General features: G+C 51.5%; 19 protein-coding genes. 18 read left to right on the top strand and 1 reads right to left on the bottom strand.

What is annotated here, in order from left to right:
* Positions 1-3: 3 nt before the first annotated feature.
* The 11 genes from sigE to CBE73_RS06635 all read left to right on the top strand — a co-directional run bounded on the left by sigE (position 4) and on the right by CBE73_RS06635 (position 10,188).
* Positions 4-726 carry an RNA polymerase sporulation sigma factor SigE gene (sigE, locus tag CBE73_RS06685; RefSeq protein WP_068696417.1) on the top strand — a complete coding sequence of 241 codons (723 nt, stop codon included), beginning with the start codon at positions 4-6 and terminating at the stop codon, positions 724-726.
* Positions 727-831: 105 nt separating this feature from the next.
* Positions 832-1,614 (top strand): RNA polymerase sporulation sigma factor SigG, encoded by a 783-nt coding sequence (gene sigG / locus CBE73_RS06680; protein ID WP_094093567.1) that lies wholly within the window; start codon positions 832-834, stop codon positions 1,612-1,614.
* A 216-nt stretch (positions 1,615-1,830) separates the two neighbouring features.
* On the top strand, positions 1,831-2,175 hold the full coding sequence (locus CBE73_RS06675; RefSeq protein WP_094093566.1) for a YlmC/YmxH family sporulation protein: 345 nt from the start codon (positions 1,831-1,833) through the stop codon (positions 2,173-2,175).
* Positions 2,176-2,279: 104 nt separating this feature from the next.
* A complete protein-coding gene (pgeF, locus tag CBE73_RS06670) occupies positions 2,280-3,146 on the top strand; it encodes a peptidoglycan editing factor PgeF (RefSeq protein ID WP_094093565.1) in 867 nt (288 codons plus the stop codon).
* 6 nt (positions 3,147-3,152) lie between these two features.
* A complete protein-coding gene (locus CBE73_RS06665) occupies positions 3,153-3,851 on the top strand; it encodes a YggS family pyridoxal phosphate-dependent enzyme (RefSeq protein ID WP_094093564.1) in 699 nt (232 codons plus the stop codon).
* Positions 3,848-4,297, top strand: a complete 450-nt coding sequence (locus CBE73_RS06660; RefSeq protein WP_094093563.1) for a cell division protein SepF — start codon at positions 3,848-3,850, stop codon at positions 4,295-4,297. The genes CBE73_RS06665 and CBE73_RS06660 overlap by 4 nt, the downstream gene beginning before the upstream one ends.
* 2 nt (positions 4,298-4,299) lie before the next feature.
* On the top strand, positions 4,300-4,569 hold the full coding sequence (locus tag CBE73_RS06655) for a YggT family protein (protein ID WP_373286337.1): 270 nt from the start codon (positions 4,300-4,302) through the stop codon (positions 4,567-4,569).
* 1 nt (position 4,570) lies between these two features.
* The gene (locus CBE73_RS06650) at positions 4,571-5,359 is read left to right on the top strand and encodes a YlmH family RNA-binding protein (RefSeq protein WP_094093561.1); all 789 of its coding nucleotides are present in this window, start codon (positions 4,571-4,573) and stop codon (positions 5,357-5,359) included.
* 166 nt (positions 5,360-5,525) lie between these two features.
* Positions 5,526-6,038 carry a DivIVA domain-containing protein gene (locus CBE73_RS06645; protein ID WP_094093560.1) on the top strand — a complete coding sequence of 171 codons (513 nt, stop codon included), beginning with the start codon at positions 5,526-5,528 and terminating at the stop codon, positions 6,036-6,038.
* Between the two features lie 475 nt (positions 6,039-6,513).
* The gene (gene ileS, locus CBE73_RS06640; RefSeq protein WP_094093559.1) at positions 6,514-9,612 is read left to right on the top strand and encodes an isoleucine--tRNA ligase; all 3,099 of its coding nucleotides are present in this window, start codon (positions 6,514-6,516) and stop codon (positions 9,610-9,612) included.
* A 288-nt stretch (positions 9,613-9,900) separates the two neighbouring features.
* Positions 9,901-10,188 (top strand): DUF5665 domain-containing protein, encoded by a 288-nt coding sequence (locus CBE73_RS06635; RefSeq protein ID WP_094096174.1) that lies wholly within the window; start codon positions 9,901-9,903, stop codon positions 10,186-10,188.
* Positions 10,189-10,198: 10 nt separating this feature from the next.
* Here the strand turns inward: CBE73_RS06635 and CBE73_RS06630 are convergent, their stop codons facing one another.
* Positions 10,199-10,936 (bottom strand): TraR/DksA C4-type zinc finger protein, encoded by a 738-nt coding sequence (locus tag CBE73_RS06630; protein WP_094093558.1) that lies wholly within the window; start codon positions 10,934-10,936, stop codon positions 10,199-10,201.
* Positions 10,937-11,141: 205 nt separating this feature from the next.
* On the opposite strand from CBE73_RS06630, the gene lspA reads away from it, so the two are divergent.
* The 7 genes from lspA (at position 11,142) to CBE73_RS06595 (ending at position 18,165) form a co-directional block, all read left to right on the top strand.
* On the top strand, positions 11,142-11,639 hold the full coding sequence (gene lspA / locus CBE73_RS06625; protein WP_094093557.1) for a signal peptidase II: 498 nt from the start codon (positions 11,142-11,144) through the stop codon (positions 11,637-11,639).
* The gene (locus CBE73_RS06620; protein ID WP_094093556.1) at positions 11,636-12,616 is read left to right on the top strand and encodes an RluA family pseudouridine synthase; all 981 of its coding nucleotides are present in this window, start codon (positions 11,636-11,638) and stop codon (positions 12,614-12,616) included. The genes lspA and CBE73_RS06620 overlap by 4 nt, the downstream gene beginning before the upstream one ends.
* 145 nt (positions 12,617-12,761) lie before the next feature.
* Positions 12,762-13,544 (top strand): class I SAM-dependent methyltransferase, encoded by a 783-nt coding sequence (locus tag CBE73_RS06615; protein ID WP_094096173.1) that lies wholly within the window; start codon positions 12,762-12,764, stop codon positions 13,542-13,544.
* 571 nt (positions 13,545-14,115) lie between these two features.
* Positions 14,116-14,670: a bifunctional pyr operon transcriptional regulator/uracil phosphoribosyltransferase PyrR gene (pyrR, locus tag CBE73_RS06610; protein ID WP_094093555.1), complete on the top strand. Its 555-nt coding sequence runs from the start codon at positions 14,116-14,118 to the stop codon at positions 14,668-14,670.
* A gap of 1 nt (position 14,671) precedes the next feature.
* Positions 14,672-15,586, top strand: coding sequence for an aspartate carbamoyltransferase catalytic subunit (locus CBE73_RS06605; RefSeq protein WP_094093554.1), 915 nt, complete (start codon positions 14,672-14,674; stop codon positions 15,584-15,586).
* A gap of 107 nt (positions 15,587-15,693) precedes the next feature.
* The gene (locus CBE73_RS06600; protein ID WP_094093553.1) at positions 15,694-16,989 is read left to right on the top strand and encodes a dihydroorotase; all 1,296 of its coding nucleotides are present in this window, start codon (positions 15,694-15,696) and stop codon (positions 16,987-16,989) included.
* 39 nt (positions 16,990-17,028) lie between these two features.
* The gene (locus CBE73_RS06595) at positions 17,029-18,165 is read left to right on the top strand and encodes a carbamoyl phosphate synthase small subunit (protein WP_094093552.1); all 1,137 of its coding nucleotides are present in this window, start codon (positions 17,029-17,031) and stop codon (positions 18,163-18,165) included.
* The last annotated feature ends 2 nt before the right edge of the window (positions 18,166-18,167 follow it).

Raw genomic sequence — 18,167 nt, 5'->3', positions numbered from 1 at the left:
GGCATGGGTGTAAAATTAAAGCTGCGCCTGCAGCTTCAGTATTATCGGTTTCTGTTTATGTTCGGGCTCAAAAGCGAAGAGATCTATTATATTGGGGGCAGTGAGGCGCTTCCGCCTCCTTTGACCCGTGAAGAAGAAGAATATTTACTGCAGAAATTGTCTTCCGGGGATACGGCTATCCGGGCGATGCTGATTGAACGTAATCTGCGGCTTGTCGTTTATATTGCCAGAAAGTTTGAGAATACAGGCATTAATATCGAGGATCTGGTTTCGATCGGGGCGATCGGTCTGATCAAAGCGGTTAACACCTTCGACCCGGAGAAAAAGATCAAGCTCGCTACATACGCTTCGCGTTGTATTGAGAATGAAATTTTGATGTATCTGCGCCGTAATAACAAAATCCGCACCGAGGTCTCCTTTGACGAACCGCTGAACATTGACTGGGACGGCAATGAGCTGCTGCTGTCCGACGTGCTGGGTACGGAGAATGATACGATTTACCGGAACATCGAAGAGCAGGTGGACCGCAAGCTGCTGCACAAAGCGCTGGATAAGCTGTCCGACAGGGAGAGAATGATCATGGAGCTCCGGTTCGGCCTGCAGGGAGGGGAGGAGAAGACGCAGAAGGATGTGGCCGATCTGCTCGGTATTTCACAGTCCTACATCTCCCGCCTGGAGAAACGGATCATCAAGCGGCTGCGCAAGGAGTTTAACAAAATGGTTTAGGTACAAGGAGGGAAGGCTTCCCCTTCTTTAAACTTTTTCAGGAATAAAAAGACAGCCCAAGGAGATAATGAACATTAATGTTTCACCTTGGGAGGTTATGACACGATGGCTCGAAACAAAGTCGAGATTTGCGGTGTGGATACCGCGAAACTGCCAGTGCTAACGAATGCGGAAATGCGTGAACTATTTGTGTCTTTGCAGCAGGACCACGTGCGAGCAGCAAGAGAAAAGTTGGTCAATGGAAATCTGCGGCTCGTGCTCAGCGTTATCCAGCGCTTTAACAACCGGGGCGAGTTCGTCGATGATTTGTTTCAAGTCGGATGTATCGGTCTCATGAAGGCAATAGACAATTTCGATCTGTCCCAGAACGTCAAATTCTCAACTTATGCTGTGCCGATGATCATCGGTGAAATTCGCAGGTATCTGCGGGACAACAATCCGATCCGGGTATCCCGTTCACTGCGGGACATTGCTTACAAGGCGCTGCAAATGCGTGACAGCCTGACGAATCAGAATTCAAGAGAACCAACTGTGCTTGAAATTTCGGCAGCGCTTGGTCTTCCCAAGGAAGACGTTGTTTTTGCACTTGATTCCATTCAGGACCCTGTCTCATTGTTTGAACCGATTTATAATGATGGCGGGGATCCGATTTATGTCATGGACCAAATCAGTGATGACCGGAACAAGGACGTTTCCTGGATTGAAGGCATTGCGCTCCGCGAAGCGATGCAGAGATTGGGCAGACGGGAGAAAATGATTTTGTCTATGCGTTTCTTTGAAGGCAAAACACAGATGGAGGTCGCCGATGAAATCGGCATTTCCCAGGCCCAGGTTTCCCGCTTAGAGAAATCCGCTATTGTACAAATGCAGAAACATGTGAAGTCATAAACGATCCTTTTTGGATCGTTTTTTTTATGCGCAGGTTTGTCTAAAGGATAGGGCTAAGAGCCGCGTTAAGAGCCATGTTAAGACCACACTTAGGGGCACGCTGCGGCGGGTAATGTCCCGGCTTTTATTCTCTGGCGACTTGAGTTTTTCGGCTATATCGTCCAATGCGCACATATATTAGACCAAGCAAAGGATGATGGAGAGCGGGGGATACAAGTGAAAATTTCCGATTTTCAAACCAAAGATGTTATTAATGTTGTGGACGGACGCCGTCTGGGGCAGATCAGCGATTTGGAGCTTGATTTGGGCCGAGGGGTGATTGAAGCGATCGTCGTTCCCGGTTACAGCAAATTTATGGGACTGTTCGGCGGGGGGAGCGATCTCATTATTCCTTGGAAAAATATCGTCAAAATCGGCTCCGACGTCGTCCTCGTCAAAATGGAAGAGCCGAAAGCCAGCCCGCCGAGCGGGTCTGAAGCGGACCGGATGGCTTATGCGGAGCGGGACGCCCGCGAATATCGGGAAATGAAAGAAGGGCGCGGGGATCGCCGGAACTATTAAAAGGTTTTTTGTCATGTCGCGGGAAAAGCTCTTCGGAAATATGATACACTGGTCACAAACATCAGCTGCGGAAAGTAAAGCAGGCTTTATGACGAGGTGAGCATATGGAACCGTTTATCGGGACAACGTATAGAGAAGGAGAACCACAAATTTTGGAACTCCAAACATGGACGGCGGCTGAACCGCTGCTTGCGGCAGGGTTCACAGGACGAAGCGGCGGGGTTTCGCAGGCGCCCTACAGCAGCTTGAATCTGGCGCTGCATGTGGGGGACCGGCCGGAAGCCGTGCTGGAGAACCGCCTGCGCCTTGTCAAGGCGCTTGGCTTTGAACCGGAGGCCTTGACCTGCGGTGAGCAGACACACGGTTCACGTGTAGCTGTCGTCACTGCGGGGGACCGTGGAAAAGGCAGACTGGACCGCGAGAGCGCGTTCCAGGAGACGGATGGCCTGGTGACGGATGTTCCCGGCATCCTGCTGACTTCTTTTTATGCGGACTGTGTCCCCTTGTATTTCTTCGACCCGGTACACCGGGCCGTCGGGCTGGCTCATGCTGGCTGGAAGGGCACGGTGGCGGAAATTGCCGGGCAGGTGGTAGAGAATATGAAAGAGACCTACGGAACGCAGCCCGAACAGCTGCTGGCGGCAATTGGGCCCTCAATCGGTGAGGCGGCTTATGAGGTCGATGACAACGTGATGCAGCGGGTGTGGCCGCTGCTTGAACGGTTGAAGAATGGAAATGCGAACCCGGATGGGACGGTTCTTCCCTACAAGGAATCCCCCAATGCCGGACGCTGGCTGCTGAACTTGAAAGAATTAAATCGAATAATTATGATAAAAGCAGGAATTATGCCGAGTCATATCGAATGTACAAGTTGGTGCACCAGCACCCATGTGGAGAATTTCTTTTCCCACAGGAAAGAGAATGGTAAGACAGGGAGAATGGCCAGCTTTATCGGCCTGAAGGAGAGGTGATCTCTTCTGTCGCTCAAAGAACGGATAGAGCAGGTTGAAGCGCGGATTCAGCGCGCCTGCGAAGCAAGCGGACGAAAGAGGGAAGAAGTCAAGGTTGTGGCGGTGACCAAATACGTATCCATGGCAGAGACAGCAGCTGTTCTGGAGGCGGGTTTGGATCAGATCGGGGAGAACCGGATCGAACACGCCGCTCCCAAGTGGGAGGCGCTCGAAGGACGCGGAACCTGGCATTTCATTGGGAATTTGCAAACGAAGAAAGTCAAGGATGTCATCCCCAAATTCGAATATATCCATTCCTTGGACCGTATGTCTTTGGCGGAAGAGCTGGAGAAGAGGTGTTCAGCCGCCGGGTTTACGGTTAAAGTGTTTGTGCAGGTCAACATTTCGGGCGAAGAGAGTAAGTCGGGTTTAACTCCTGAAGAAACGCCGGAGTTTATCAGGGGATTAGCCTCATTTCATCATTTGCAGGTCGTTGGCCTGATGACGATGGCTCCCTTTGAAGCGCAGCCGGAGGATACCCGGCCCGTCTTCAGGGAGCTTCGGGAATTGAGGGACAAGCTGAATGGAATGAAGGTGAGCCGCGAACCGCTGACTGAATTATCCATGGGCATGTCGAACGATTTCGAAATCGCAGTGCAAGAGGGCGCGACCTGGCTGCGCCTGGGGTCTCTTTTGGTAGGGAAAGGAGAGGAGGAGTCGAAATGAGCGTGATGAACCGATTTATGAACTTTCTGGGGCTCCAGGAGGAAGAGGAAGTCGTAGAACGCGAGAAAGTTTTTGAGCCTGAACAGCAGGAAATTGAAACCCCAAGCTTTGAACAACGTAAAAATCAGAGGGGGAGCAATGTGGTCAGCATTCATTCCCAGAAAAATGTCAAAGTTATTCTAAATGAGCCCCGCTCATACGATGAAGCTCAGGAAATTGCCGATCATTTGCGGTCACACCGCACAGTTGTAGTGAATCTGCAGCGTGTTCGCAAGGATCAGGGCATGCGTATCATTGATTTTCTAAGCGGAACCGTTTATGCGCTTAATGGCGGTATTTCCAAGATCGGCGAGAACATTTTTCTGTGTACGCCGGATACCGTTGAAATTACAGGGTCCATCACGGAGATTTTGACCGAGGAACAAGACTACAACAGAATGAGGTGACCGTGGAATTGATCTTTAGTATAATTGATATTTTAAGTTCGATATACTACTTCATGATTATTATCTATGTGCTCATGTCCTGGCTGCCGAATGTTCGCGAGAGCTTCGTTGGCGAATGGCTGGGCAAGCTGGTGGAGCCGTATCTTTCCGTCTTCAGACGTTTTATCCCGCCTATTATGGGGATGATTGATATTTCGCCGATTATTGCATTGATTGCGCTTCGATATGCGGTATTGGGGCTGAAATATATTTTGAGTCTGGTGTTCTATTGAAATGGCAAGAACGGACGATATTTATGTGCATTTTCTGCCTGAAGAGAAACCGTTTATCGACCGGGCATGGGAATGGGTAGTGAATGCCGGCGACTATCATGAAGTGAAGCTTACCGGGTTCCTTGACCCCCGGCAAAGCCTTATTCTGACGAGTCTTGCCAACCGTCATCCGGACGTTGCTGTTCGGCTTGACGGAGGTTACGATGGGGCAGAGAGACGGCGGGCATTGATTGCGCCTGATTACCGGGATCTGAACAGCGAGCCGATGGACATGAAGGTGATTAGCGTTACATCGGAAGATGAACGGCTTGCCGAGCTGGATCACGGGGATTACATGGGAGCTATTCTGGGGCTTGGACTCAAGCGCGATGTGATTGGCGACTTCCATGTGCGGGAAGACGGCTGTCATGTGATCGTAACGGCCGACATCGCGGACTTCCTTAATCTGCACCTTCGGCAGGTACACCGTGTGTCCGTATTAACGGACATTCTGGAGCTGGAACAGCTTAAGATGGCTGATTCGGTTCAGGAGCCGCTGGACATTACGGTGGCTTCTTTGCGTTTGGACGGAATTGCCGGCGATGTTTTCCGGCTTAGCCGCAGCAAGATCCTTGCGCCGATTAAGGCGGGGCGCTGCCGGGTGAACTGGAAGACGGAAGAGGACCCTTCGAAGCCGCTCAAAGCAGGGGATGTTGTTTCACTGCAGGGGTTTGGCCGGTTTAAAGTGCTGGAGCTTGAAGGCATGACGAAAAAGGGAAGGTACCGGGTGAAAATCGGGAAATTTGTATAAATCCTTTGCAGGAGTTCGAGATTTCTTGTCGAATAGTTTGATTTACCCAATCTGTGAAGGAATACAGGCTGTACCGATTTTCAGCGTTAAACGCTTATCGATGCATATATTTAGAGGAATAAGCGTGTGTATATTCACGGTTTAAATCATTCAGGAGGTGCTTCCCATGCCATTAACACCGCTGGACATACATAACAAGGAGTTCTCTAGAAGACTTCGCGGTTATGACGAAGATGAAGTGAACGAATTCCTTGATCAGGTCATTAAAGACTATGAGATCGTGATTCGCGAGAACAAGGAATTGCAGAATCAGCTGCTCGCTGTGCAAGAGAAGCTGGATCACTTTGCCAATATTGAAGAAACTTTAAGCAAGACGATCATCGTAGCCCAGGAAGCTGCGGATGAAGTCAGAAACAATGCCAAGAAGGAAGCGCAATTGATCATCAAAGAAGCAGAGAAGAATGCCGACCGGATCATCAATGAGTCGTTGTCCAAATCTCGCCGCGTTTCTTTGGAGGTAGAAGAATTGAAGAAGCAGGCTTCCATTTATCGTGCCCGTTTCCGGACACTGGTAGAAGCGCAGCTTGAATTGTTAAGTCAAGAAGGGTGGGAGTCTTTAGAGGACCGCGCTTCGGACAAGGAACAACAACGTGAGCGGGAAGTAAGAGAAGTTTATTAATTGCTTTTTCAGGTGATACTGCTTGAAACGGGCTTTTAATGGTTGACATTTAAAGTAAGTGTTATACAATATACATTACATTTAATTGTCAGTCTTATATTGAAATATTGATGATGGGAATTCGTACGCTGCGGGGTTGTTCCCCAGAGAGTCGGCATGCCGCTGAAAGCCGATGTTCAGCACGCAGAAGGTATATCATCCCGGAGATGTGAAGCTGAAAATTCAAGGTATGGTGTGGGTTATAGGCCTGTTAGGCCTCCGTCTTTGAATGTGTAAGCTTGACCGGCCAGCCTACCGTTACACAGGCCCCGTGTGGAAGTCATGCGGGCTATGAGAGTCATAATGGGCTTATTTCTTCGTGGTAAGAATCAGCCGCATTATGGAATTAGGGTGGTAACGCGAGCATAGTTCTCGTCCCTTTGGGGCGGGGGCTTTTTTTGTTGTTTTCAATTATTCATGAGAGGGTGTCTTTCAAGTGCAAAAAGTCGATGTGAAAGAGAAAGCGCGGGCACGCGAACAGCGGATTCTCGCTAAATGGCAGCAGGAGAATACGTTCCAGAGAACGATCCAAAACCGGGAAGGCCGTCCGAATTATGTCTTCTACGAAGGACCGCCGACTGCTAACGGCAAACCGCATATCGGGCACGTGCTGGGCCGTGTAATCAAAGACTTTATCGGCCGTTACCAGACGATGAACGGTTACCGCGTCGTGCGCAAAGCCGGATGGGATACACACGGTCTTCCGGTCGAGCTTGGCGTAGAGAAGCAGCTGGGTATTTCCGGCAAACAGGAAATCGAGAATTACGGCATCGAAGAGTTCGTCAAGAAATGTAAGGCGAGCGTGTTTGAATATGAGAAGCAGTGGAGAGAGCTGACTGAAGCGATTGCTTACTGGACGGATCTGGACCACCCTTATATCACGATGGATAACAACTATATTGAAAGCGTGTGGAACATTCTCGGCACGATTCATGAGAAAGGGCTGCTGTACCGCGGTCACCGCGTCAGCCCGTATTGCCCTAGCTGTCAGACGACACTCAGCTCCCATGAGGTTGCACAGGGTTATGAAGACGTGAAGGACCTTAGTGCCACAGCCAAATTCAAACTGAAGAACAGCGGCGATTATGTTTTGGCCTGGACGACAACGCCTTGGACCTTGCCGGCGAACTCTGCGCTTGCGGTGAATCCGGATCTGGAATATGTACGTGCCATCCAAAACGGTGAAACTTACATCGTGGCTAAAAATTTGGCCGAAGACGTACTGAAGGGTGACTATGAAGTGCTTTCGAGCCTGAAAGGCTCTGAATTGGTCGGTCAATCCTATGACGCCCCATTCGGCTATATCCATCCGGAGAACGGCCTGAAAATTCTGGGCGCTTCTTTCGTAACGGAATCCAGCGGTACAGGGATTGTTCATATCGCGCCTGCCCACGGCGAAGACGACTATAAGACCTGCCGCGACAACGGCGTGGAGTTTATCAACGTCGTGGATCAGCAGGGCCGCTACACAGACGTGGTGAGTGATTTTGCCGGCCGGTTCGTGAAAGACGAAACGCTGGACGTAGATATCGTTAAAGCTTTGTCCGAGAAGGGCTTGCTGTACGGTAAGGAAAAATACGAGCACAGCTATCCGTTCTGCTGGCGCTGCAAAACGCCGCTGCTCTACTATGCGATGGACAGCTGGTTCATCCAAACGACAGCGGTCAAAGATCAGCTGATCGCCAACAACAATACCGTTCAATGGTATCCGGATCATATCCGCGAAGGCCGTTTCGGCAAATTCCTTGAGGATTTGGTGGATTGGAACATCAGCCGGAACCGCTATTGGGGAACACCGCTTAACGTTTGGGTCTGCGAAGCGACGGGCAAGGAATATGCGCCTAAAAGCATCGCGGATCTGAGATCCCGGGCGGTAGGCGATATTCCGGAGGACATTGAGCTGCACAAGCCGTATGTGGACGGCATTCAGCTGAAGTCGCCGTTCCAGGAAGGCGCCGTGATGAACAGAACGCCGGAGGTAATCGACGTCTGGTTCGACAGCGGTTCGATGCCATTCGCCCAGCAGCATTATCCGTTTGAAAATGAAGCGACCTTTGGCGAGCAGTATCCGGCCGACATGATCTGCGAAGGCATTGACCAAACGCGCGGCTGGTTCTACAGCCTGCTTGCCGTATCGACGCTGTACACGGGCAAACCGGCGTACAAAGCCGTTATCGCGACAGGGCATGTGCTGGATGAAGGTGGACAAAAGATGTCCAAATCCAAAGGCAATGTCATCGATCCTTGGGACATCATCAATGAATACGGCACGGACGCCTTCCGTTGGGCGCTGCTGTCCGACAGTGCGCCGTGGAACAGCAAACGTTTCTCCAAAGGCATTGTAGGAGAGGCCAAATCCAAAGTGATTGATACGCTGGTGAATACGCATGCGTTCCTGACGCTTTATGCGAACATCGATGGCTATCAGGCTGAAGAGCACGCCTACCGACCATCCGAGAACAAACTGGACCGCTGGATTTTGTCCCGTTTGAACTCCTTGATCGGCACGGTGGATAAAGGACTTGCTGTCAACGACTTCCTGAATCCGGCTAAAGCGATTGAAGGGTTTGTCGATGAGCTGAGCAACTGGTACATCCGCCGCTCCCGCGACCGTTTCTGGGGCGAAGGTCTGAACGAAGACAAACTGTCCGCTTACCAAACGCTGACCAGCGTGCTGGTGACTTTGGCGAAGCTGATGGCTCCGTACACACCAATGCTTTCGGAGGACATCTTCGTGAACCTGACTGGCGGAGAAAGTGTGCATTTGGCCGATTATCCGAAGGCGGATGAAGCTTTGATCGATCAAACGCTGGAGCAGGATATGGAAACAGCGCGTCAAATCGTTGAGCTGGCCCGCAACGTCCGGAACGAAACAGGTCTCAAAACCCGCCAGCCGCTCTCCGGCTTGGTCGTTTCGCTCAGCACTGATTTCGATGCAGCTTCCTATGAAGAGATCATCAAAGAAGAGATCAACGTCAAGAAGATCGAAATCGAGAACAGCGACAGCGGGGTTGTGGATTTCACCCTGAAGCTGAACCTGAAAGTAGCTGGCAAGAAATATGGCAAAAATGTCGGTTTCCTGCAGGGCTTCCTGAAAAACATGGCACCGGCGGATACCCGCCAGGTCGTAGAGACAGGCAAACTCGCGGTTGTTTCTCCTGAAGGTGAAGAGCTGCAGATTACTTCGGAGGAGCTGCTGATTGAGAAGACAGCCAAAGAAGGTTTTGCTTCCGCTTCCGGCTATGGCATCACTGTAGCCCTCAATACCGACCTTACGCCTGAGTTGGAACAGGAAGGCTGGGTCCGCGAGGTGGTTCGGGCCGTTCAGGATACACGCAAGAAGCTGGATCTTCCGATCGAGAGACGTGTGGCGCTGACACTGCATGTGGACGACGAGCTGAAGCAGGCCATCACGGCGTTTATGGACGTATTGAAAGAGAATGTTCTGGTAACGGACGTGAGCTTCGGCGAAGCGGCTGATATGGAAGTTATCGATTTGGGGAGCAAAAAAATCGGGGTAACGGTTGTAGTTTAAACGTTAACTGGGTTCACAGTTAACCTGATTTCATCGAGGGCCTGCATGCTCTTCCCTGTGCAGGGTTATAATACAAGCTAAAGAATAGCGGACGGGCTGGGCAGCCCGAAGAAGGTCGAGGTCGACCTTCTTCGGAACTGACCGGCTCGTTTGCGCTATTTGGTTCTTTTTCGAGAAGAATAAAGGATGATACCCTGCATGAAGCTGAACAACAAAGACGGGAAAATAGACGGGAAATTACCATTACATAAGCCGCCCGTTATAAACGCAGAAGCCGAACCGGAGAATATGGAAGACCGGATGAACAAAATGTATGAGCTGACGGTCTGGCTCGCCAATGAGCTGGAGAAATCAAGAATAGCAGACTACACCCAACTGCTTCACAGACCCTTTCGGCTGATTTGGCTGAATTTATTGTCGGGAACGGCCAGAGGCGTTGGATACGGTATCGGGCTGACTTTATTTGGGGCCACCATCATTTATCTGCTGCAGGCGCTTGGAGCGCTTAACCTGCCCATCATCGGCGATTATATCGCGGATCTGGTCCGGATCGTGCAAAGACAGCTGCAGCTTTAGCTATACCGCATTAATAAATGTTGGAGCCTCTGCCAAGTGAATCCTCTGAAGCCAGATGTTTGGTTTCTTTCATATGCTTGCGGTAAACGCCGTTCCGGTAAAAAACGGTATTGCTGCCGTAAATATCGGTGGCTACAAAGCTTTCAAAAGCTTCGGTAAAGCCGTCCAGCTCACCGCTGGCTTCAATCTCAAGGTCATTGTAGTCGTCGACCTCGTTATCCTCGGCGTAAGCCGGAGAGGTTGAGCTACCAAAGCTTTCGACGATCTGCCAGGCATCCTCGCCGTCAAATTCGGTCTCATCGCTGCGCTCGTCAAAGCTGGTTCGGCCAAACGGTGGATACAAAAGTTCTTCCTCCACCGGACGTCTCGCTGAGACGAGCTGCTGAGGACTATGCTCGCGGCAGTAGCAGGTCTCAGGAATCGCCTTCAAACGCTCCGGGTCAATAGCACCCCCGCAGGTTTCACAGATACCATAGGAGCCGTCCTGCATGCGAAGAAGGGCTTCGTTAACGCGGGTCAGTTCCATTTCGGCATGCTCCAGCAGCGATAAATCCTTGGAGCGCTCAAACATTTCTGTCGCGACATCCGCAGGGTGGTTATCGTTGGTGGACAGCTCGCCGGTTTCGTCGCGGAGAGAAGCTTCGATGCCGAAATGATCGTTGTCTTCCAATCGGTGTTCAAGGTCCTGCTTTCGTTCCAGAAGCTGTTCCTCAAGACGCTGCAGTTCGTTTTGTGTCAGGTGATCCATCGGACAGGACTCCTTCCTGAAGATATAAATTCGCTGGTGCTACCGTTTAGATTGCGCCAAAAGGCCTAATTTTAGAGAAGGAAAATCCTTTCGTGCATGGACGGTATATTGGGCCCTGTGCTACAATAAGGAAGCTTGTTTTGGTTAATCCTGTCTGAGTGGGAAAGCCGGAACGCCATAAGACAAAACGGGGTGACAACCTACTGTGGTGTATTATTTGATCGCTTTAATCGCTTTTCTGGTTGACCAAGGAACGAAATATCTGATTGCGAAACAGCTGCAGATCGGGGAAGAAATTCCGATCATCGGGCATTTTTTTGTGATTACGTCCAGCCGGAACCAGGGCGCTGCTTTCGGTATTTTACAAGGTAAACGCTGGTTTTTTATCGTGATTACCATTGCGGTTGTAATTGGAATCGTCTGGTATATGGAACGGGTGAAGAAGAACGGTCAGAAGCTGCTTCCCGTCGCGCTTTCCCTCATTTTGGGCGGGGCTATCGGCAATTTCCTGGATCGCTCTGTAAGCGCTGAAGTTGTTGATTTTCTGCAATTTACGTTTGGCAGCTATATTTTCCCGATTTTTAATTTCGCGGATTCTTGTATTGTAGTCGGTGTTGCCTTAATTATTCTGGATACTTTGCTGGAGAACCGCCGGGACAAAACCAAGCCGGCCGATCCAATGCGAGGAGACAATCATCTATGAGAAATTTGGACCAGTCAGACCATTCAGCTTCAGTGGACAAGCCATTGTTGTCCGAGGATAACGCGGGATTATACGAATGGACGGCTGATGCGAAGGACGCTAAACAACGGATAGACAAATATATTGTAGAGGGTCTGGAGGAGCAGGTTTCCCGAAGCCAGATCCAGCTTTGGATCGACGGCGGTCATGTTACCGTTAACGGCAAGCCTGTCAAAGCCAATTATAAGCTCGCGGCAGGAGACGAAGTGGTCGTCCAGATTCCAGAGACAAGCGCCGTTGAAATCGTGCCGGAGGATATTCCGCTTGATGTGTATTATGAAGACAGCGATGTAATCGTGGTCAATAAACCAAGAGGCATGGTCGTTCATCCGGCACCCGGACACGCTTCCGGGACACTTGTGAACGCTTTGATGTTTCACTGTAAGGATTTGTCGGGTATTAACGGCGAACTCCGTCCCGGCATTGTCCATCGGATCGACAAGGATACATCAGGTCTGCTAATGGCCGCTAAAAATGATCTGGCTCACGCTTCACTTGCCGCTCAGCTTAAGGACCATTCGGTTACACGCAAATATTTTGCGCTGGTGCACGGCAACCTGAGCCATGATCAAGGCACGGTGGACGCGCCGATCGGGCGTGATTCCGCTGACCGGAAGATGTTCACGGTAACGGAGAAGAACAGCAAACATGCGGTCACGCATTTCCAGGTGGTTGAACGCTTTGGCGATTATACCCTGCTTGAGCTGAAGCTGGAGACCGGACGCACGCACCAGATTCGTGTGCATATGAAGTTTATCGGCCATCCGCTGGTCGGAGATCCGATGTACGGCAAAAGCAAAGGCATCAAGATGGACGGCCAAGCGCTTCATGCGGCGGTGCTCGGATTCGTTCATCCGCGCAGTGGTGAGCAACTGGAATTTGCCGCTCCAATGCCTGAAGATATGGAGCAGCTTCTGGTGCAGCTTCGCGGGCGTTAATTCCATTTAAGACCAGACGAACATTTGAAAGTTTGTAAGCATTAGTGGCATTTAAAGCATGGCTGTAAGGGGAGATACCTGGGCCATGCTTTTTTGTAGCATTAACAACAGAAAGCCGGAGGGAGAGTTTGCGATGAATGAGTGGATGGGTGAATCGAAGAAGAATCAGGTTAAGCAGCAGTTTGCCCGAAATGCCCAGAAGTACGTGACGAGTCCAAAGCACGCAAAAGGCGAAGATCTGGACTGGCTCGTATCAAATTCCGAAGCTGACTCGAATATGAAGGTGCTCGATATTGCGACTGGGGGAGGGCATGTAGCCAATGCGCTTGCACCGCTTGTTCAGCATGTGACGGCCTATGACTTGACCCCTGAAATGCTGTCGGCTGCTGAACGTTTTATCGGAGGCAACGGGCATACCAACGTAAATTACATAAAGGGGGACGCAGAGAAGCTGCCGTTTGAAGATGAAGCCTTTGATCGGGTAACTTGCCGGATCGCTGCGCATCATTTCACAGATGTCCCGGCCTTTACCGCAGAGGCGCTGAGAGTTGTCAAACCTGGCGGGAAGCTGCTGCTTATAGATAATGCATCCCCTGAGCAGGATCATTTGGATCAATTCTATAATGAGATCGAAAAGCTCCGTGATCCAAGCCATGTTCGGGCATGGAAGAAGTCGGAGTGGATTCATTTGATTGAAAGTACAGGATTTCGTATAGAGATGTCCGTCTGTTTTCCAAAACCGTTCCCTTTCAAGGATTGGTGCGAGCGGGCTGGTCTTCCGCTGGCGGAAAGAGAAGCTTTGGCGAACAAGCTGCTGCAATCTCCAGAAGAAATACGCGATTTTTTCTCGATTTATTCGGATGAACAAGGAGAACTTGCGGGTTTTTCCGGAGAGTCGGTCTATATACAGGCCATCCGGCCGAAGTAACAGCAGGATGGCCTGCCAAACTGTTTCAATAAAGAGGTACTAGAGTTTTGAATTCTGAGCAAGGACAAGAGAATGAATGCATGCATGAGGCCCACGTTGTCTATAACGATGGGCTTTTTTGAGTTAAATAAAAAAGAATGTGGATATTTATGCGGATTTATTGTATAATTATTAACAAGATACTTGGTTTTATAAAATAAATAATATGTTTATTCATCATCCATACATCTTCCTGTATCGCTCGGCATGCCCGAACCTTGACAAGTTCTCAGTCTTCTGTCATAATTCACGGTAATCAAATAGCACCTTTAAATCAGTCCCGTGAGGCTGGCAAGGTAACGTGAACGAGGTTTGCGGAGGGTTCCTCTAACTGTGTGCTGCACAGTTATGGACTTTTTAGCACAGCCTCTGGACAGTCGCGACTTTAGGTTCGCGGCTAGAGAACTCCTTGCCTGGAATGGGCAAGGAGTTTTTTTATGAAGATTTATGTTATCGGGAAAAGCTCCTTTGGAAGGTTAAAGCCATGCGGGGCAGGGTCTGGTGCAGCCCACAACGATGAGGAGGATTATGGATGAGCGAGAACCGTGTCATTATGGATGAAGCTGCGATTCGCCGGGCGTTAACGAGAATTGCGCATGAGATTTTGGAAAAGAACAAAGGAATTGAAGGCTGTCTATTGGTCGGGATAGTAAGCCGAGGTGTACATTTGGCCCAGCGGCTTGCGGAACGTCTGGAGGAAATTGAAGGCGTAACGGTGCCATGGGGAGAACTTGATGTAACTCCTTACCGGGACGACAGGGAAAGCGACGTTGACGACGTTGATGCCATTGCAGCGGGAGATCAGCTGAAGGGAATGGAGGTACAGGGCAAGAAAGTCATTCTTGTCGATGACGTGCTGTTCACAGGCCGGACGATTCGCGCGGCTATGGATGCGATCATGGACTGCGGACGACCTGAATCGATACAGCTGGCGGTGCTTGCAGACCGCGGCCATCGGGAGCTGCCGATCCGCCCGGATTATGTAGGCAAAAACGTGCCGACCTCCCGGGAAGAGGAAATCGAGGTTTTACTCCAGGAACGCGACGAGACGGATGTAGTCAGACTTACGCAGAAGCGAGGGAATTAACATGGCCCTTACATCAACCATCCTGAAGGAACGCAGTCTGCTGGGGCTCAAGGATCTGAGCCGCACCGAAATTGAATCGCTGCTGGAAAGAGCAGCTTATTGGGAGAAACAGCCGGATAAGGTGATTCCGGTACTGAAAGATCGTTTTGTCGCGAATATGTTTTTCGAGAATAGCACGCGGACGCGGTTTTCCTTTGAAATGGCCGAGAAGCGGCTTGGAGCCGAAGTGCTGAATTTCGCTGCCGCCGCTTCCAGTGTGGAAAAAGGGGAATCGATCTACGACACCGTCCGGACGCTTGAATCGATGGGCATCCATGCCGGGGTGATCCGCTTGAAGCCGATCGGACTTCTGGCCCAACTGGCCGAGAAGGTTAACGTTCCGCTGGTGAATGCAGGGGACGGCAACAACGAGCATCCAACGCAGGCGCTGCTGGATCTGTACACGATGAAGAAGGAATTTGGCAGCCTGAAGGGACTTCAGGTTTCGATCATCGGCGATATCAAGCACAGCCGCGTAGCCCGGTCGAACCTTTGGGCCCTGGAGAAATTCGGTGCGAAAGTCAAGTTCTGCGCGCCGGAATCGATGCAGGCCCCGGAGCTTGCCGAAGAAGCTCCTTATGTGACAATGGACGAAGCGCTGAAAGCCGACGTGGTGATGATGCTGAGAGTTCAGCTGGAGCGCCATGCAACGGGGATTCTGAAATCGCCGGAGGAATACCGCCTCCAGTACGGTCTTACAGAGGAGCGGGCGGCTAAGCTGGCCGGACATACGATCATTATGCATCCGGCTCCGGTGAACCGCGATGTAGAGATTGACGACGCACTGGTGGAAAGCCCGAGATCAAGGATTTTCCCGCAAATGAGAAACGGGGTTCCAATCCGCATGGCGGTTATGGAACGGGCACTGCGGCTGTGAGTCGCTGAGGCATTAAAGCAGCGCGGCCAAGGGGAAGTAGCGTAAACGGAAATTTATCGGGCACATGATCAAGCAAGCATCTTTCAGTATAAATAGCGGAGGTACTTATGCCATTAATCATAATAAACGCCAAGGTGTTAAACGAGGACGGACAGCTGGAGCTTAAGACGATCACCACGGAAGACGGAGTAATCACAGGCATTTACGATCAAGGTACGGAGGTTCAGGCTGCAGGGGCAGAAACGCTGGACGCCGCAGGCAAGCTGGTGACGCCGGGTTTTATCGACATGCACGTGCATCTGCGCGAACCGGGTTTCGAGCATAAAGAAACGATCGCGACAGGCAGTTTGTCAGCTGCAAAGGGCGGATTTACGACAATCGCCTGCATGCCGAACACCCGCCCGATCACGGATGATCCGGAAACGGTGAAGCTGGTTTTGGACAAAGCGAAGGAAGCTGGCCTGGTCAAAGTGCTGCCCTATGCGGCGATTACGGTGAACGAGCTGGGACGCGAGCTGACGGATTTCGCTGCCTTGAAAGAAGCGGGAGCAATCGGCTTTACGGATGATGGCGTAGGCGTACAAAACGCGCAAATGATGAAAGATGCAATGGCTTGGGCCGCCTCGATGAACATGCCGGTTATCGCGCACTGCGAAGATAATTCCTTGGTGGAAGGCGCTCCGGTGGCGGAAGGCGAGTTCGCCAGAAAACACGGTTTGAAGGGCATTCCGAACGAGTCGGAAGCGATCCACGTCGGACGCGACATTCTGCTGGCTGAAGCAACCGGGGTTCACTACCATGTGTGCCACGTCAGCACCGAGCAGTCGATCCGGCTGATCCGGCAGGCGAAGCAAATCGGTATTAACGTGACCGCGGAGGTTTGCCCGCATCACCTGCTGCTCTGCGAAGAGGACATTCCGGGCCTGAATGCCAACTGGAAAATGAATCCGCCGCTGCGCTCGCGCCGCGACGTGGAAGCCTGCATCGCCGCGCTGGAAGACGGCACGATCGACATCGTCGTGACGGACCATGCGCCGCACAGCGAAGAAGAGAAAGCCAAAGGCATGCAGCTTGCCCCGTTTGGCATCGTCGGCTTTGAGACAGCTTTCCCTCTGCTCTACACGAAATTCGTGGAGACCGGGCTGTGGACGCTGCAAATGCTGGTACAGCGCATGACGGCCGACCCGGCCCGCGTGTTCGGATTGGATGCGGGACGCCTGGAAGTCGGCGCGCCGGCTGACCTGACGATTGTGGATCTGGAAACAGAGAAAACCGTTGATCCGTCCACCTTTGCCAGCAAAGGGCGCAACACACCGTTTGGCGGCTGGAGCCTGAAGGGCTGGCCGGCGGTTACGGTCGTAAACGGAAAAATTTCTTGGGCCGAAGATCGCGTGCTCAACTAACGAATAGACTTACATTTGAGAACAGGGAGTGGATCGAAGGTGCAGGCAAGATTATTGTTGGAAGACGGCACGTTGTTTACCGGAACTTCTTTTGGTGCAGAAGTGGAGAAGACCGGCGAGGTTGTTTTTAATACAGGGATTACAGGTTATCAGGAAGTGCTGTCGGACCCGTCCTACTGCGGACAAATCGTGACGATGACTTATCCGCTGATCGGCAACTACGGCATTACCCGGGATGATTTTGAGTCGGTGGCTCCGTCCATTCACGGTTTTGTTGTGCGCCGTCACGAACCGGTCCCAAGCAACTGGCGCGCCCAGTACAGCATCGAAGATTTGCTGAAAGAGTACGGAATCCCTGCGATCAGCGGCATCGATACGCGCATGCTGACCCGGATCATCCGCCAGTACGGCACGATGAAAGGGATCTTGACAACAACGAACAAATCGATCGAAGAGCTGCAGGAAATGATTGCCCACACCAGCATCCATGAATTGCGCGATCAAGTAGCCAAAACCTCGACGCAGCGTATTTACAACGTGCCGGGCTCCGGCGAACGAATTGTGCTCGTCGATTTCGGCGCCAAAAGCGGCATCGTGCGCGAGCTGACCAAACGCGGCTGCGATGTAGTAGTTGTGCCTCATGACACTACCGCGGATGAAATCCGCAAGCTGCATCCGGACGGCATTCAGCTGTCCAACGGCCCTGGCGACCCGAAAGACGTGCCTTATGCGGCAAAAATGGTCTCCGAACTGCTCGGCGAATACCCGATCTTCGGCATCTGCCTGGGACACCAGCTGTTCGCACTCGCCTGCGGCGCTGACACGGAAAGCCTGAAGTTCGGCCACCGAGGCGGCAACCATCCGGTGAAGGAGCTCGAATCCGGCCGCTGCTACATCACTTCGCAGAACCACGGCTATACGGTCACCGAAGCTTCGGTTGCCGGAACGGATCTCGAAGTGACGCATATTAACAATAACGATAAAACGATTGAAGGTCTTAAACATACGAAATATCCGGCGTTCTCTGTGCAATACCATCCGGAAGCCGCACCGGGTCCATACGATAACAGCTATCTGTTCGATCGCTTCCTGGAGATGATCCGCGAGCATAAACGCCTGAATCCAAAGAAACCGCGTCAAGCCGAACTGATGGCCGCTGCGAAAGGAGCTCTGTAAAC

It is taken from the genome of Paenibacillus physcomitrellae (genome assembly GCF_002240225.1).
GTDB lineage: Bacteria > Bacillota > Bacilli > Paenibacillales > Paenibacillaceae > Fontibacillus > Fontibacillus physcomitrellae.
The sequence above is the reverse complement of the archived record's forward strand: the minus strand, read 5'-3'. Positions and strand labels throughout refer to the sequence as shown.